This window comes from Pseudoclavibacter sp. CFCC 13611, assembly GCF_008831225.1.
In the GTDB taxonomy this organism is placed as follows: domain Bacteria; phylum Actinomycetota; class Actinomycetes; order Actinomycetales; family Microbacteriaceae; genus Pseudoclavibacter_A.
In genome coordinates, this window is the sequence record NZ_WBKE01000003.1 from 58257 (window position 1) to 72727 (window position 14471).

14 protein-coding genes and 1 pseudogene are annotated in these 14471 nt (G+C 64.7%); 4 read left to right on the plus strand and 11 right to left on the minus strand.

Going from position 1 to position 14471, the window contains the following annotated elements:
* Positions 1 to 110: 110 nt before the first annotated feature.
* Together F8O08_RS08865 and F8O08_RS08870 are read right to left on the minus strand one after the other, a co-directional pair.
* Positions 111 to 338 (minus strand): annotated as a pseudogene (locus F8O08_RS08865) (dihydrofolate reductase); the annotation flags it as partial.
* A 158-nt stretch (positions 339 to 496) separates the two neighbouring features.
* Entirely contained in the window at positions 497 to 1315 is an 819-nt protein-coding gene (locus F8O08_RS08870) for a thymidylate synthase (RefSeq protein ID WP_225732956.1), read from the minus strand.
* Between the two features lie 345 nt (positions 1316 to 1660).
* Here F8O08_RS08870 and F8O08_RS08875 point away from each other — a divergent pair, with 345 nt between their 5' ends.
* Positions 1661 to 2671: a CapA family protein gene (locus tag F8O08_RS08875; protein ID WP_192497747.1), complete on the plus strand. Its 1011-nt coding sequence runs from the start codon at positions 1661 to 1663 to the stop codon at positions 2669 to 2671.
* A 3-nt stretch (positions 2672 to 2674) separates the two neighbouring features.
* On the opposite strand, the gene F8O08_RS08880 is transcribed toward F8O08_RS08875, so the two are convergent.
* From F8O08_RS08880 to F8O08_RS08915, 8 genes are all read right to left on the minus strand, one after another.
* Entirely contained in the window at positions 2675 to 3349 is a 675-nt protein-coding gene (locus F8O08_RS08880) for a TetR/AcrR family transcriptional regulator (protein WP_192496559.1), read from the minus strand.
* 133 nt (positions 3350 to 3482) lie between these two features.
* A complete protein-coding gene (locus F8O08_RS08885) occupies positions 3483 to 4934 on the minus strand; it encodes a GNAT family N-acetyltransferase (RefSeq protein ID WP_158043067.1) in 1452 nt (483 codons plus the stop codon).
* Positions 4935 to 4953: 19 nt separating this feature from the next.
* Positions 4954 to 5430 (minus strand): hypothetical protein, encoded by a 477-nt coding sequence (locus F8O08_RS08890; protein WP_158043068.1) that lies wholly within the window; start codon positions 5428 to 5430, stop codon positions 4954 to 4956.
* Between the two features lie 156 nt (positions 5431 to 5586).
* The gene (locus F8O08_RS08895; protein WP_158043069.1) at positions 5587 to 6765 is read right to left on the minus strand and encodes a ferrochelatase; all 1179 of its coding nucleotides are present in this window, start codon (positions 6763 to 6765) and stop codon (positions 5587 to 5589) included.
* A 588-nt stretch (positions 6766 to 7353) separates the two neighbouring features.
* Positions 7354 to 8331, minus strand: a complete 978-nt coding sequence (gene nrdF, locus F8O08_RS08900; protein WP_158043070.1) for a class 1b ribonucleoside-diphosphate reductase subunit beta — start codon at positions 8329 to 8331, stop codon at positions 7354 to 7356.
* A 134-nt stretch (positions 8332 to 8465) separates the two neighbouring features.
* Positions 8466 to 10616: a class 1b ribonucleoside-diphosphate reductase subunit alpha gene (gene nrdE / locus F8O08_RS08905; protein WP_225733325.1), complete on the minus strand. Its 2151-nt coding sequence runs from the start codon at positions 10614 to 10616 to the stop codon at positions 8466 to 8468.
* 20 nt (positions 10617 to 10636) lie between these two features.
* Complete coding sequence (gene nrdH, locus F8O08_RS08910) at positions 10637 to 10882, minus strand: glutaredoxin-like protein NrdH (protein WP_158037180.1); 246 nt, start codon at positions 10880 to 10882, stop codon at positions 10637 to 10639.
* Between the two features lie 271 nt (positions 10883 to 11153).
* Positions 11154 to 11915: an HAD-IIB family hydrolase gene (locus F8O08_RS08915; protein WP_158043071.1), complete on the minus strand. Its 762-nt coding sequence runs from the start codon at positions 11913 to 11915 to the stop codon at positions 11154 to 11156.
* Positions 11916 to 12078: 163 nt separating this feature from the next.
* On the opposite strand from F8O08_RS08915, the gene F8O08_RS08920 reads away from it, so the two are divergent.
* The gene (locus tag F8O08_RS08920; protein WP_158037178.1) at positions 12079 to 13086 is read left to right on the plus strand and encodes an endonuclease/exonuclease/phosphatase family protein; all 1008 of its coding nucleotides are present in this window, start codon (positions 12079 to 12081) and stop codon (positions 13084 to 13086) included.
* Here F8O08_RS08920 and F8O08_RS08925 read toward each other — a convergent pair.
* Positions 13066 to 13569, minus strand: coding sequence for a DUF3054 domain-containing protein (locus F8O08_RS08925; protein ID WP_192497748.1), 504 nt, complete (start codon positions 13567 to 13569; stop codon positions 13066 to 13068). The two genes, F8O08_RS08920 and F8O08_RS08925, sit on opposite strands and share 21 nt — an antisense overlap.
* An 88-nt stretch (positions 13570 to 13657) precedes the next feature.
* Here F8O08_RS08925 and F8O08_RS08930 point away from each other — a divergent pair, with 88 nt between their 5' ends.
* Both F8O08_RS08930 and F8O08_RS08935 read left to right on the plus strand, forming a co-directional pair.
* Positions 13658 to 13951, plus strand: coding sequence for a helix-turn-helix domain-containing protein (locus F8O08_RS08930; protein WP_192496794.1), 294 nt, complete (start codon positions 13658 to 13660; stop codon positions 13949 to 13951).
* 101 nt (positions 13952 to 14052) lie between these two features.
* On the plus strand, positions 14053 to 14466 hold the full coding sequence (locus F8O08_RS08935; RefSeq protein WP_158043074.1) for a DUF6907 domain-containing protein: 414 nt from the start codon (positions 14053 to 14055) through the stop codon (positions 14464 to 14466).
* Positions 14467 to 14471 lie beyond the last annotated feature (5 nt).

The following is a 14471-nucleotide window of genomic DNA, read 5'->3' on the forward strand; positions in this document are numbered from 1 at the left end:
GCATCCTGCGTCGCGAGCGTCACGGCTTCGCTCAGCGCGTGCACGACCTGCAGATCGCCGCGTTCGAGGCCGCGCCGGGCGCGCTCGTCGCTCGCCGCGGCGGCTTCGCCCCAAGACTCCTGTCGAGTGACCACGATGTTGCGCCGCCCGGGCAGCGGACGGAACCGCGGGTTGAGCGAATCCCAGGTGCGCCGTCCCATGATCACCGGCGCGCCCATCGTCACAGCTTTGAAGTGCGCCAGATCTTCGGGCACGTGCCAGGGCATGCCGCCTTGTGCGCCGATCACGCCGTGGCGATCCTGCGCCCAGATCAGCCCGATCAACGGCCTGTGCTCAATGATCTCTTCGAGGCCGACGTCTGCGCTGCGTGTGCCACGTGCGCTGCGTTCATCGTGCAGAATCTGCTCAGCATCTGCGCTGCGGCTGGCATTTGCGCCGCGGCCGACATCTGCCCCGCGTTCGCCACGAGCAGCCTGCTCGGCAGCATCCCCCGTCCTCACACCGCCACCGGAGCCTTGATCCCGGGATGATGCTGGTAGTTCACGATCTCGAAGTCGTCGTACTCATAGTCGAAGATGCTTTCTGGCCGACGACGGATCTTCAGCGTCGGGTACGGGTAGGGCTCACGCGCGAGCTGCCGTTCGACCTGCTCGGTGTGGTTGTCGTAGATGTGGCAGTCGCCGCCCGTCCAGACGAAGTCGCCGACCTCGAGCCCCACCTGCTGAGCGATCATATGGGTCAGCAGCGCATACGACGCGATGTTGAACGGCACCCCGAGAAACATGTCGGCCGAACGCTGGTACAGCTGCGTCGAGAGTCTGCCGTCGGCCACGTAGAACTGGAAGAAGGCATGGCAGGGCGCCAGCGCCATCTTCGAGATCTCGGCGACGTTCCAGGCCGATACGATGATGCGTCGCGACTCGGGGTCGCTGCGCAGCTGCTCGATCACCTGCGCGATCTGGTCGATATGCCCGCCGTCGGGCGTCGGCCATGACCGCCACTGCACACCGTAGACCGGCCCGAGCTCGCCGTCGGCGTCTGCCCATTCGTCCCAGATGCTCACGCCGTGCTCCTGCAGCCAGTGCACGTTCGACTCGCCGCGCAGAAACCAGAGCAGCTCGTATGCGACCGATTTGAAGTGCACGCGCTTCGTCGTGATCAGCGGAAACCCCTTCGAGAGGTCGTACCGAATCTGACGCCCGAAGAGCGAGCGCGTGCCGGTTCCGGTGCGGTCGCCCTTGGCTGCGCCGTGTTCGGAGACGTCGCGCAGCAGGTCTTCGTATGGGGTGGGAATCGCGTTGGTCACGCCGTTCACCCTACCGCGACCGATGCATCGATGAACACCCCGCTCAACGGCTGCAGATGCGAACGCAAAGACGTGTCGAGCGGATGCGCGGGCGGCTCCGCCTCGTCAGTCGACTCCGCAGGCTGTCACCGTTCACACAACGTCTCTCACAGCTGAATCACAGCAGCCCATATACTGAGTCGCATGCGCCACCTACCTCGGTCTCTGCCGCTGTCTCTCACCGTCGGCCTGCTCGGTCTGACACTCGCGCTGACGGGGTGCACTCCGAACGGCGCACCAGATGCACCTGCTTCATCCATCCCAGAGCAGACCAGCAGCGCACCGAGCACACCAAGCGCACCGACAGAACAGCGCGTGACCGTGAGTGCAATGGGCGACATGCTGCCGCATCAGGCGGTCAACGCCGAGGCGAAGACCGCTGACGGCTACGACTACGGTCGCTACTTCGACGCGATCCGGCCGATCTATCAGAGCTCCGACCTGGTCTTCTGCAACGAAGAGGTGCTCGCCTCGGCCACATCCCCCGCACAGATCACGACCTATCCTCGGTTCCGCGCCCCCACTCAGTTCGCCGAGAGTCTGAGCCGCGACGTCGGCTGCAACGACATCAACCTGGCGAACAACCACATGGCCGACTACGAGCAGGCTGACATCGACCGCACCCGCGACACCTGGGACGCCCTGCAGCCGAAGCTCATCGCCGGGGCCAACCGCAGCTCCGAAGAGCAGCGCACGATCGCCTACGCCGAGATCAACGGCATGAAGATCGCCCAGCTCGCCTTCACCGCACAGAGCAACATGGGGCACACGACCTTCGGTCTGAACACCACCGACGGCCCGCTCATGGATGAGCAGCTCGCCGAGGCCCGCAAACAGGCCGATGTCGTCATGGTCTCAATGCACTGGGGCACCGAAGACTCCACGGCGACCGATGCCCCGCAGCGCGAGCTCACGCAGAAGCTCGTGAACGCGGGCGCCGACGTCGTCATCGGCACCGGCCCGCATGTACTGCAGCCGGCCGAGTTCATCGATCGTCCGGATGGCGGGCGCACGCTGGTCTGGAACTCACTGGGCAACATGCTCTCGACGCAGGTGCCGGTCAACAATCGCACCGGAGGCATCGCGCAGTGGCAGCTGGTGCGCACCGGCGACGGACCAGTCACCGTCGAGCAGGCCACGTTCACACCGACGTTCATGGACTTCGTCGCTCGCGGCGTCTCGCTGGGGGCTCGACACGGCCTGCGCATCCTGCCCATGTCGCAGGCCGACGAGCGGGTGCGCAGCGAGTTTCCCGGCGAAAGCGCCGACAGCCGCTACGCGTTCGTGCAGAAGACTGTGGGCGATCAGGTACAGGTGGTGCGCTGACGCTCAGCCGCGACCAGGATTGCTCGGACGACGCCCGCGCTTCGGCAGCCGGGCGGCCGGCCGGTTGGTGAGTGCGTAGCGTTCGAGGATGCGCAGGAAATCCTGCTGCAGCTGGCGCCACAGCCACACGCTCACGCGTTTGGCTGGCACCTCGGGAGCTTCGGAGAGCCAGATCGAGATGGTCCCGATCACTGCACCGGCGAGAAAGGCCGCGTCGGCGTCGAACCCCATCGGCACTGCGGTGCTGCGGTCGGCGTACTGCAACAGACTCTGCTCGATGATCGCGCGAAATTGCTCGCGCAGACGGTGCGTGACCGCGGCGCTGCCTTTCGGGCCAAGCGCCCAGGCATAGGCCGACTTGTATTCGGCGATGTGCTCCAGATACTGCATGAGCGTCTTGGGAAGGCCGGTCTCGGCGTCGTGCGGCACTCCGGGCGAGATCATGTTCGTCTGATTGACGCTGATCGAGAGCTCTTCGAACGCGTCGGCGAGCAGTTCGTCGATATCGCTGTAGTGCACGTAGAACGAGCTGCGGTTGACGCCTGCCTCACGAACGACGTCTGAGATCGAGATGACCTCGATCGGCTCCTGACTGATCAGGGTGAGCACGGCCGTGCGCAGCGCCTGACGAGTTCGCTGCGCCCTGGGGTCGAGAACTCTGTCATTCTGCCGTGGCACGCCCCTCATTGTATGCCCGTCTTTTGCATAGTGTGCGGCGAATCGTCACCACGTCTTCACGCACGTGTGCGCCAGCGCTGTCGAGGTTCCGTCGCACGCGATCGGGCCGGCACCTCCCCTCTGTGGTCAGACCTCAGAAGGGTGTGCGCAGGTGCGGCGCACGGGCGGTCGAGAACAGGTCATCGGCCAGTGCCAAGGCCTCCGCCTCGCATTGGCCCAGCCCACGGGCTCGCCCGGCACCAGCCAGCAGGCTCGCCGAGGTGTATCCGAAGAGCAGCGACCCCAGGTCGGCGACGTCCAGTTCCAGCGTCGGCACCGAAGCGTCCGTCGTCGCGGCGCTGCGCAGGCGTTCGACGGTGCCTGCGCCCAGCTCGTCGACCTGCAGCAGATAGTCTCCGTCGGCATAGCCCAACGCGTCGCCGACGCGCAGCCGCAGCCGAGTCCCGGCCGGGCTGCGCGACCACGACCGTGCTGCAAGCGCTGAACAGACATCGAGCACACGCACCCAGAGCGAGTCGCTGGTCTGCTTCGCCGCGACCGCCCGCGGATCGTTCAGCAGCCACGGCAGCAGGAAGTCGACCGGCTGACTGCGTGCAGAGACCTCGCCGACCAGATCGGTCGAGAGCAGATGGTGCCAGAGCGCCGCCTCGGCAGCGGGATCTGCAGCACAGACCTCGTCGACCGTCAGACGGCCGTGCTCCTCGCCGCCGGAGACTCGGTACAGGGCGAAGCCTTCGAGCCGCCCAGTCGTCGCAGAGTCGACGCGCAGCGCAAGCGTGGTGCCTGAGTCACCGTGGTTGAACAGCCGCAGCGAGAAGACGCGCAGCGCCTGCTGCCACCACACGTCACGTCTGCCGATGTCTCCGGCATTCCGCGCACGTTCGAACACCTGCGGCGCCTCGGCGCGCAGAGTCTGCGGCGCGACCAGCTGCACAGTCATATCGTCGTCTGTCTGGTCACGCCATGAGACTCGTCTCGGATCGAAGCGCAGCGTCGTCGAGCGTGTGGCCGGGCCGAATCCGAATCTCCCGTAGATGCCGCCTTCGGTTGCGGTCAGCACAGCGGCGGATGCTCCACTCGCGATCGCTGCGTCCAGCTGATCCGTGATCATGGCTCGGGCGATGCCCCGCCGACGATGCGTGCCGGCGACCGTCACAGCAGAAATCGCCCAGGCATCCACTGATGCGCCACCGACAAGCGTGAGACCGGCCGGCCACCCTTGGGCGGTGCCCGCCGGCGATGCCGCGATCGCGCTGTGCATGGCCTCTTCGTCAGTCGGGTCTTCGTCGATTTCGCGATCACTCTGATCGGCAGAATCGCCCTCGATGCTCAGAGCGTCGTCGTAGATGCCGATGATGCGACTGCCGACCAACGTGTCGCGCAGCTCTCGACGCATGCGCGGTGTCGGCGGCAGCGCATCGAGAAAGCCGCGCTCCATGGCGCCGAGCCAGCCGTCGACCGCGACCTTGTCAGACTGATCGATCACACGGCCCTGCAGTCGGGCGGCGTCCAGTCTGCGCTGCGCGTTCGACGAGAACTTCTCGAGCGCTTCGGCGTTCAGGCGCTGCGACTGGTTCGGCGACATGGTCTCCCGCTTTCCTGAGTCAGTCCTCGATGGTCTCAGCGGGCGTGGCCTCCCAGAGGTCGCGATCGACGAACTCGGCTTTGGGCGGAGTCACCGCGTCTCGATGCTTCGCACGGTCGATGATGGTGCGCGCCTGCGCGAGCCTGCCGGCCTCGAGCGCGTTGCTGATGGTCTTGGCGTGCGCCAGAAATCGAGGATCCTCGGCGGTGTCGATGCCATCCCCGAGCGAGACGAAGCGCACGTGGCTCGCGCTGACGGCCTCAAGGCTGTCGAGCAGGCTCACCGCGTTCAGACCGAGTACGCAGAGTTCTGAGACCACCGCGGTGTCGTCCGCGTCGAAGGTCTCCAGCGCCTCGCGAATGCGGTAGTGCCAGTCTTCCTGCGTGCGTGGTGCGATCTCTGTGCACTCGCCGACCTGGGCGTCGTCGAGGGCCGCGCGCTGGTCGGGAACGGTCGGGAGTCCGGGGTGGTCGATGATCAGTCCGTGTGTCGCCATCAGAAATCCTCATCCTGTCTCGCAGCGACGCGCCGACCCTCGACGCGTCCGAAGGGCATCCTGCCTCCACCACGTTACACGCCGCGATCGGCGGTCACGGCCCTCAGCCGAACAGCGGAATGCGCCTCTGCGGACGCTTCACGACGACGGCTGCACTCACGGCGCGACGCCTGCGGCAGCACGTTTGAACCCCGCTCTGACGTTCTCGCAGCAGCCTGGCCGACACACGTCGAACCACGGGCCAAGCGCGGTCGCAGACGGGCGATCAGCCGGGTCGACCGCCGACATGCGTTCTTCGATGAGGTCGACAATGCCGGCCACCTGTGTGTGAGCGGTGCCGGGGGTATCCGTTCGCACGGCGCGAAGACCGGCTTCTGACGCCGCTTCGAGAGCCTCGGTGTCGAGATCCCAGAGCACCTCCATGTGGTCGCTGACGAATCCGATGGGCGAGATCGCGATGGCCTCGACCGACTCGCCCGGCAGCTCGGCGATGCGGTCGCAGACGTCCGGCTCCAGCCAGGGCTGCGCCGCGGGCCCTGAGCGAGATTGGTAGACGAGCTCCCAGCTCACGTCTTTGAGCATCGCATCCTGATCGCCGACGCGACGCATCACCGCTGCGGCCACCGCCCGGTGCTGTGCCTCATACGCGCCACCCGGGCCGAAGTCTGCATCTCGTGGCCCCGACCGCTGCGCGTCGGCGAGAGGAATCGAGTGGGTGGTGAAGAGCACACGCATGTGTTCGACGTCGGTTCCATCGTCGCGGAACCTCTGCAGAGCAGACAGAACGCTCGGAACGAATGAGTCGACGAAGCCCGGGTGATCGAAGAACTGACGAATCTTGTCGATCGTCATGGTCTCGGCGAGGCCGGTCTCTTCGAGCGCACGAGCGAAGTCTTCTCGGTACTGACGGCAGCTTGAGAACGAGCTGTAGGCACTCGTGGCGAGCGCCAGAAGTCGATGGTCGCCTGCCGCATCCGCCTCGCGTACCGCTTCAGTCAGATACGGTGCCCAGTTGCGGTTGCCCCAGTAGACGGGCAGGTCGATGCCTCGCGCCGCCAGCTCGCGCTCGAGCGCCTTCTTCAGGGCTCGGTTCTGTGCGTTGATCGGGCTGATGCCGCCGAAGCGACGGTAATGGTGGGCGACCTCTTCAAGCCGTTCTTCTGGAATGCCGCGACCGCGCGTCACGTTTCTGAGAAACGGGATGACGTCTTCCTGCCCTTCGGGGCCTCCGAAGCCGGCAAGAAGAATGCCGTCGTATCGCTGCGACTGGGAGACGAACGGCGCCCCTGCCGCGCTTGCAGGCGAGGCATAGGGCACAGCGGTGTTCTGCTCCATGGAAAGCTCCGATCATGGCGAGAAGGCGTTGGGGACGCACCCCGAACCTGCGTACGCAGCCTCATCGCGTGAAAAGGCGTCAGTGAAGGTCGCTGACTTGATTTACCTAACTTAGTAAACAATATACCTTGCGACCGGAGTGCCTCATCCGCTCGCATCCAGCGCCCGCTTCCAGCGCCACCTGGAACGGCGCACCACGGCCAATAGCGAATGCGTGGATGCAGCAGATCGAGGCACAGGGCGTCTCGCAGCACGGCCGCGTCAAGGTCAAGCGCGCCGCGACGCGTGAGCAGCTGCCGCAGGAGACTGCAGCAGGGGTGGCTGAATCCGAGGTGCACGAACGTTTGTTCTCAGCGTCGGTGTCCGTGAGAACCCCAACTTCACCTCGCCCCTGCTGCATCGAGAGCTCAGGAATGCCGGGGTGTCGATTCTCGCGAGGGCGCACAGTCCACCTGCGCGGATCACTCGCTCTCTACCGCGATCACTCGCAAACCGGCCGATTTCGTCCAATCCGCGCAGGCAGAGTGCAATCGGCGCAGGTGCGCTCCAGCAGACAGAGCTCAGCCCCTACCGCTTCGCTGGGTCAGATTAGAAGTCCCAGTCGTCGTCTTCGGTGTTGACGGCCTTGCCGATCACGTATGACGAGCCCGAGCCAGAGAAGAAGTCATGGTTCTCGTCGGCGTTCGGCGACAGCGCCGAGAGAATCGCCGGGCTCACGTTGGTGACCGATGACGGGAACATCGGCTCATACCCGAGGTTCATCAGCGCCTTGTTCGCGTTGTAGTGCAAGAAGCGCTTGACGTCTTCGGTGAGCCCGGCCTCGTCGTAGAGATCCTGGGTGTACTCGACCTCGTTGTCGTACAGGTCGTACATCAGCGAGAACGTGTACTCTTTGAGCTCGTCGCGCTTGGCCTGATCGACCGCCTCAAGGCCCTTCTGGAACTTGTAGCCGATGTAGTAGCCGTGCACCGCCTCGTCACGAATGATCAGGCGAATCAGATCGGCCGTGTTCGTGAGCTTCGCATGGCTCGACCAGTACATCGGCAGGTAGAAGCCCGAGTAGAACAGGAATGACTCGAGCAGCGTCGAGGCCACCTTGCGCTTGAGCGGGTCGTCACCGCGGTAGTACTCGAGCACGATCGCGGCCTTGCGCTGCAGCTTCTGGTTGTCGACCGACCAGCGGAAGGCATCGTCGATGTCAGGCGTGTTGCACAGCGTCGAGAAGATCGACGAGTACGACTTCGCGTGCACGCTCTCCATGAACGCGATGTTCGTGTACACCGCCTCTTCGTGCGGGGTGATCGAGTCGGGAATCAGCGAGACCGCACCGACGGTGCCCTGAATCGTGTCGAGCAGAGTGAGGCCGGTGAACACACGCATGGTGAGCGTCTTCTCAGCCTCGGTGAGCGTGGCCCACGACTGGATGTCGTTCGAGAGCGGCACCTTCTCAGGCAGCCAGAAGTTGCCGGTCAGACGCTGCCAGACCTCGAGGTCTTTGTCGTCTTCAATGCGATTCCAGTTGATCGCGTCGACCCGGTCGACGAGCTTGAGCTTCGGTGCAGACATCTCTCTCCCTCAGAATGAAAATCGCGGTCACGGCAGCAGACAAGAGGAGCCCTCGCAGAAACGGGGACTCCTCCTGAGACTAGTCGCATCAATCGACCTGAGCCGACTGCCGCAGCCAAACAGTCACATCTGCGTCACAGCATGCAGCTGACGCAGCCCTCGACCTCGGTGCCTTCCAACGCCATCTGGCGCAGACGGATGTAATAGAGCGTCTTGATGCCCTTGCGCCATGCGTAGATCTGGGCTTTGTTCAGATCACGGGTGGTCGCGGTGTCTTTGAAGAACAGTGTGAGCGACAGCCCCTGATCGACGTGCTGCGTCGCCGCGGCATAGGTGTCGATGATCTTCTCGTAGCCGACCTCGTAGGCATCCTGGTAGTACTCCAGGTTGTCGTTCGTCATAAACGGCGCCGGGTAGTAGACGCGACCGATCTTGCCCTCTTTGCGAATCTCGATCTTCGAGGCGATCGGGTGAATCGACGAGGTCGAGTTGTTGATGTAGCTGATCGAGCCGGTCGGCGGCACCGCCTGCAGGTTCTGGTTGTAGATGCCGTGCTCCTGCACGCTCGCCTTGAGCTCGCGCCAGTCGTCCTGTGTGGGGATGCGCACGCCGGCCTGTTCGAACAGCTCGCGGCCGCGCTGCGTCGTGGGCTTCCACTCCTGCTCGATGTACTTGTCGAAGAACGCTCCGCTGGCGTACTTCGACTCGTCGAAGCCGTCGAAGCGCTCGCCGCGCTCGATGGCGATCTGGTTCGATGTGCGCAGTGCGTGGTAGAGCACCGTGTAGAAGTAGATGTTCGTGAAGTCGACGCCCTCTTCGCTGCCGTAGAAGACGCGCTCACGAGCGAGGTAGCCGTGCAGGTTCATCTGCCCGAGGCCGATCGCATGGCTGCGGTCGTTGCCCGCCTCGATCGACGGCACCGAGTGGATGTGACTGTGGTCGCTGACCGCGGTGAGACCGCGGATGGCGGTCTCGACGGTGGTACCGAAGTCTTCGGAGTCCATCGTCTTCGCGATGTTCAGCGAACCGAGGTTGCACGAGATGTCTTTGCCGATCTGGGCGTATGACAGATCTTCGTCGTACTGGCTGGGTTCGTTGACCTGCAGAATCTCGCTGCAGAGGTTCGACATGTTGATGCGGCCCTTGATCGGGTTCGCCCGGTTGGCCGTGTCTTCGAACAGGATGTACGGGTAGCCCGACTCGAACTGGATCTCGGCGAGCGTCTGGAAGAACTCGCGGGCACTGATCTTCGTCTTGCGAATACGGGAGTCGTCGACCCACTCGTAGTAGTGCTCGCTGACCGACAGGTCGGCGAACGCCTTGCCCGTGACGCGCTCGACGTCGTAGGGGCTGAAGAGGTACATGTCTTCGTTGCGCTTGGCCAGCTCGAACGTGATGTCGGGAATGACCACGCCGAGCGAGAGGGTCTTGATGCGGATCTTCTCGTCGGCGTTCTCACGCTTGGTGTCGAGGAACCGATAGATGTCGGGGTGGTGTGCGTTGATGTACACCGCACCGGCGCCCTGACGCGCACCGAGCTGGTTCGCGTAGCTGAACGAGTCTTCGAGCAGCTTCATGATCGGGATGACACCCGACGACTGGTTCTCGATGTGCTTGATCGGCGCACCCGACTCGCGAATGTTCGACAGCAGGAAGGCCACGCCGCCGCCGCGCTTCGAGAGCTGCAGCGCCGAGTTGATCGAACGGCCGATCGACTCCATGTTGTCTTCGATGCGCAGCAGAAAGCAGCTGACGAGTTCGCCGCGCTGCTTCTTGCCCGCGTTGAGGAACGTCGGCGTCGCCGGCTGGAACCGGCCCGAGACGATCTCGTCGACCAGATGCGTCGCGAGCTCCTGGTCGCCTGCTGCCAGGTAGAGGCTCACGATCGTGACGCGGTCTTCGAAACGCTCGAGATAGCGCTTGCCGTCGAAGGTCTTGAGCGTGTAGCTCGTGTAGTACTTGAACGCACCCAAGAAGGTCGGAAAGCGGAACTTGTAGCCATAGGCCCGTTTGAACAGGTCTTTGACGAACTGCCACGGGTAGAGGTCGAGGAACTCTTTCTCGTAGTACTCGTTCTCGATCAGATACTCGATCTTCTCTTCCAGGTCATGGAAGAAGACCGTGTTCTGGTTCACGTGCTGCAGAAAGTACTGCCGAGCCGCCTCGTGGTCTTTGTCGAACTGAATGTGTCCCTGCTCGTCATACAGGTTCAGCATCGCGTTGAGCGCGTGGTAGTCGAGCTGGCTGTTCTCGCCGCTTCCGGAGCCGGGGTGCGTGGTGTCCAAGATGGTTCTCAGCCTCGGTCTCAAGCCAGGCTTGCGACGGCGGATGCTGCGAGCGCGTCGATCTTGTCGGGGCGGAAGCCCGACCAGTGACCGCCATCGGTCACGACGACCGGCGCCTGCATGTAGCCGAGCTCCTTGACCTGGGCGAGCGCAGCGGCGTCTTCGGTGATGTCGACGACGGTGTAGTCGATGCCACGCTTATCGAGAGCGCGGTAGGTCGCGTTGCACTGCACGCATGCTGGCTTGCTGTAGACCGTGACTGACATCTTTCGTCTCCATTCTTCAGACTCGCACTCGCCCTCAGCGGCAGTTCGAATCGGTGTCTTCTCAGTGTTCTGGGCAGCTGCGCTCTCGATGATCCCTCTCTTGGAGTGCCTGCCGCAGCAGATATGAGTCGATACTACATCTAGTGGCGGGCCACGCAAGCCACCACTAGATGATGTGTAACACCAATGTAATTACCACGATGGCGTTCTGCCGCGGAATGACGCGGATCGCGTGCGCCAAGCGGGTGCGACACGCCACGAGAACGATTTTCTACAGCCCCAACAGGTGTCGCAGACGCTGCTCCGTATCGGGCCAGCCGGTCACCTCGACCGACTGCACTCCCCGAGCCCGCACGGGGTAGTCATTGCCGTCTTCATGGAGCTTGTCACCGAAGAAGAGCATCTCGTCGAGGCCGATGCCGGTCTGTTCGGCGAGCTGCCGGATGCCATACGCCTTGTCGATGCCGCGCCGCGTGATGTCGATCGACGTGGTGCCCCCCGCCCGCACCTCGAGGTCGGGCAGCACGGCCTGCACCGCACGTCGCAGCCCGTCTTTGCGCTCGCCGGTCGGATCCCACGCCTGCTTGGCCTCGACCGGCGCCTGCTGCCCCAACGCTGAGAAGGTGATCTGTGACCCGCGATCTTCGATGATCGGCCCCCACGTCTTCGACTCCCACAGTCCGAGCCGTTTCGCCTGCTCGGTCAGCGCACGCTCGGCGGCCGCCTTCTCGTCGGCGCTGAGATCCTGCGCGTACACCTCGTGCCAGGCGCCGCCTGCATGCCGGTGGTAGCGCGTTCCACAGGTCGGCATCAGGTGCAGCCGGTCGAGTTCGTCGTCGGTGCCGCCGGCGGCCTCGAGCGCATCGATGACTTGAGCCTGGAACTGCCCGATGTTGCCACCCGAGATCACACACACCTGGGTGCGGTCGAGCAGCCGGCGCAGCACCTGCGCCATCGATTCCGGCACGCGCGACTTCGAGGGCGCGAGTGTGTCATCGAGATCGAAGGCGACCAGTTTGGGCAGATCGGGCACGGGTGGTTCTCCTGTCAGAGTGTTCAGCGGATTCACAGGTACGGGAGGCGCACTCGACCCCCGAACGTGGCGCGCATCGCTAACATGGGTTGAGCGTGCGGCACGCTCTCAACTGTACTGTTCTCTCAGCAGCCCGGCCGTGCGATGAGAGGGAAGGCCGCACATGCGTCGTCTCGTGACGGTGCTCTGGGCGCTCGTCGTGTTGACGCTGCTCGGAGCCCTCGCCTGGCTGCCCGCGCACCTCGGCCAGCAGATCGGCTTCGCACAGTTCTTCGCGATGCCCGCGCCGTGGCTCGCCGCCCTCGCTCTGATCGGCCTGCTGCTGCTGATCACCTCGCTGCTGCACCGTCGCGCACGGATGCTGACGCTGGTCTGCGTGCTCGCCGTCGCCCTCGCCTCGGTGCCATGGCTCTCGCCGCGCCTGACCGCCCCGCCGCGCGCTTTCGACGTCGCCAGCCTGCCCTCGGCATCCGCTGATGGCCTGCGCGTGCTCAGCTGGAACGTGGGCGGCTCAGCCGATTCGATCGACGACGTTGCAGCCCTCGCTCAGCAGGTCTCGCCGCAGGTCATCGCGCTCCCAGAGACGACCCCCAGCGAAGCGCACGCCCTGGCCGACCAGCTCGCAGCAGACGGTCTCGACATGCGAGTGCTTCCCGCGCAGGGCAGCGACAGCGCATGGCCGTCGTCGGTGCTGATCAGCTCGAAGCTGGGCAGGTACCGCGTCGTCGACGACACTTCGCAGTCGGTGCGTCCGGGAGTCGCCGCCAAACCGGTCAACGGCCAAGGGCCGACCATCGTGGTGGCGCATGCGCAGCAGCCGGGCTTCGCCGTGGAACAAGCCCAGATCTGGCGGGCACACCTGGGGTGGCTCGGCTCATGGTGCGACAGCGGCGAGGCCGTCATCGTCGGCGACTTCAACGGCACCGACGCGAACATCGGGCCGACGCTGGGCTCGTGCCGGGCGCCGGGCTCAGACACGCAGGGGTCGGCCACAGGAGGCACCTGGCCGAGCGTGCTGCCGGCATGGCTGGGAGCGCCGATCGATCGTGCATACACGACCGATCAGTGGCAGGTCAGAGGCCTCTGGCCGATCTCCGGCCAGCGAGTCACCGCGAGCGATCATCGACCGATCGTGGTCGACCTCAGCAGGTCAGCGACGCCAGCCGGCTGAGCGTCGAGCGAACGACCGCAGAATGGCTCGCCAGCCGAACATGAAGACGGCGAGCACCGTGCCGGTGACGATCACGAATCCGAAGGCGACGCCGTGCAGCGTGAGGCCGCGCAGCAGCACGCCCCCGACGAGGGTGAACAGCCAGATCGGCGCAGCGGTGTGCGAGAGGTCGAGCGGGCGACGCCAGGCGTGCGTCCAGACCCACCCGACGAACGCGCTCAGCAGGAACGGCCAGGCCACCTCGAGCACATGCAGGAAGCTCGGGTCGGCTGCGTGCGCACGACCGCCGATGAAGGCGAACAGCAGAATCGAGACGGCGTCGAGCACGATCGCTGTGATGATCCACACCGGGCCCGTGCCGACGCGCGAGAGCCGGTCGGCTCGCTGCTGCGGCGTCTCGAGCTCGGCGAAGACCGTCGGGCTCTCGCCTGCGGCGACGTCGGTTTCGGCGGTCACATCTGGTGCAGTGGTATTGGTGCTCACACAGACAGCGTAGGCCTCGACGCCGGTCTGCGCATTCCCCCTTGTCTGCAAGGGTATGCCGCAGCGAGGCGAGCTGCATCCTATTTGGATGCCCCGTCACGCCCGCCTGACCGCTCACGCGCAGCAGGACTGGCAGCGTTTCATGGCAGACTTCGGGCTGTTGCTCGCTCAGGTGCGGCGAGAGCGCGGCTTCAGTCAGGAGTACGTCGCCGCTCAGGCAGGCATGGCTCCTTACACATATGTGCGCTATGAGCAGGGGCGCGGCCAGGACGGTCGACCTGCAAACCTCACGCTCATCAACCTGATCTGTCTGGCGAACGCTCTGCACGTTCGCGTCGAAGACATCATTCCAGACCAGTACCCCGACATCCGCTTGGACTGAGCACTCTGCACAGACGACCGACCGACCATCGTCTGTGCACACTTCGATGGCCGAGGCCACCCACGTGCCGATCTGTCAGCGCCTGCCGGTGAACTGGCCGCATGAACGAACACGACATCCCAGAGCCCACGCCCGACGACGCCCCTTCGATCGACGCTCCCGCCACGTCGTCGCACGACCAGCGGCCTCGCGAGAACGCCCACGCACTGCATCTCGACTGCCCGTCGTGGTGCGTGTTGGGCGAGAGCCACCAGCACGACCTCGAGGTCGACCTGATGCACATGAGCGCAATGGTTCCCGTGCCATTGGTCGTACGCGAGACGCTGATGACCGACGGACAGGTCCTCTCGACGCCGCGCGGGCACGAATGCTGGGTCGGGCTGATCCAGTGCGGCACCGACCCCTACCTCACCTGCAGCACCGACGACGGCCTCGGCGTCGATCTCACACCTGAGAGCGCACAGCGTATGGTCGATGCGCTGATGCTGTTTCTCGGCGTGCTGCGATCGCCGTAGGATGC

Excerpts from the sequence above, each read along its gene's own strand:
- F8O08_RS08885 (WP_158043067.1), bottom strand. The coding sequence starts at position 4,934 with ATGTCGCCGAACCAGTCGCAGCGCCTGAACGCCGAAGCGCTCGAGAAG.
- F8O08_RS08890 (WP_158043068.1), bottom strand. The coding sequence starts at position 5,430 with ATGGCGACACACGGACTGATCATCGACCACCCCGGACTCCCGACCGTT.
- F8O08_RS08895 (WP_158043069.1), bottom strand. The coding sequence starts at position 6,765 with ATGGAGCAGAACACCGCTGTGCCCTATGCCTCGCCTGCAAGCGCGGCA.
- nrdF (WP_158043070.1), bottom strand. The coding sequence starts at position 8,331 with ATGTCTGCACCGAAGCTCAAGCTCGTCGACCGGGTCGACGCGATCAAC.
- nrdH (WP_158037180.1), bottom strand. The coding sequence starts at position 10,882 with ATGTCAGTCACGGTCTACAGCAAGCCAGCATGCGTGCAGTGCAACGCG.
- F8O08_RS08920 (WP_158037178.1), top strand. The coding sequence starts at position 12,079 with ATGCGTCGTCTCGTGACGGTGCTCTGGGCGCTCGTCGTGTTGACGCTG.
- F8O08_RS08930 (WP_192496794.1), top strand. The coding sequence starts at position 13,658 with ATGCCCCGTCACGCCCGCCTGACCGCTCACGCGCAGCAGGACTGGCAG.
- F8O08_RS08935 (WP_158043074.1), top strand. The coding sequence starts at position 14,053 with ATGAACGAACACGACATCCCAGAGCCCACGCCCGACGACGCCCCTTCG.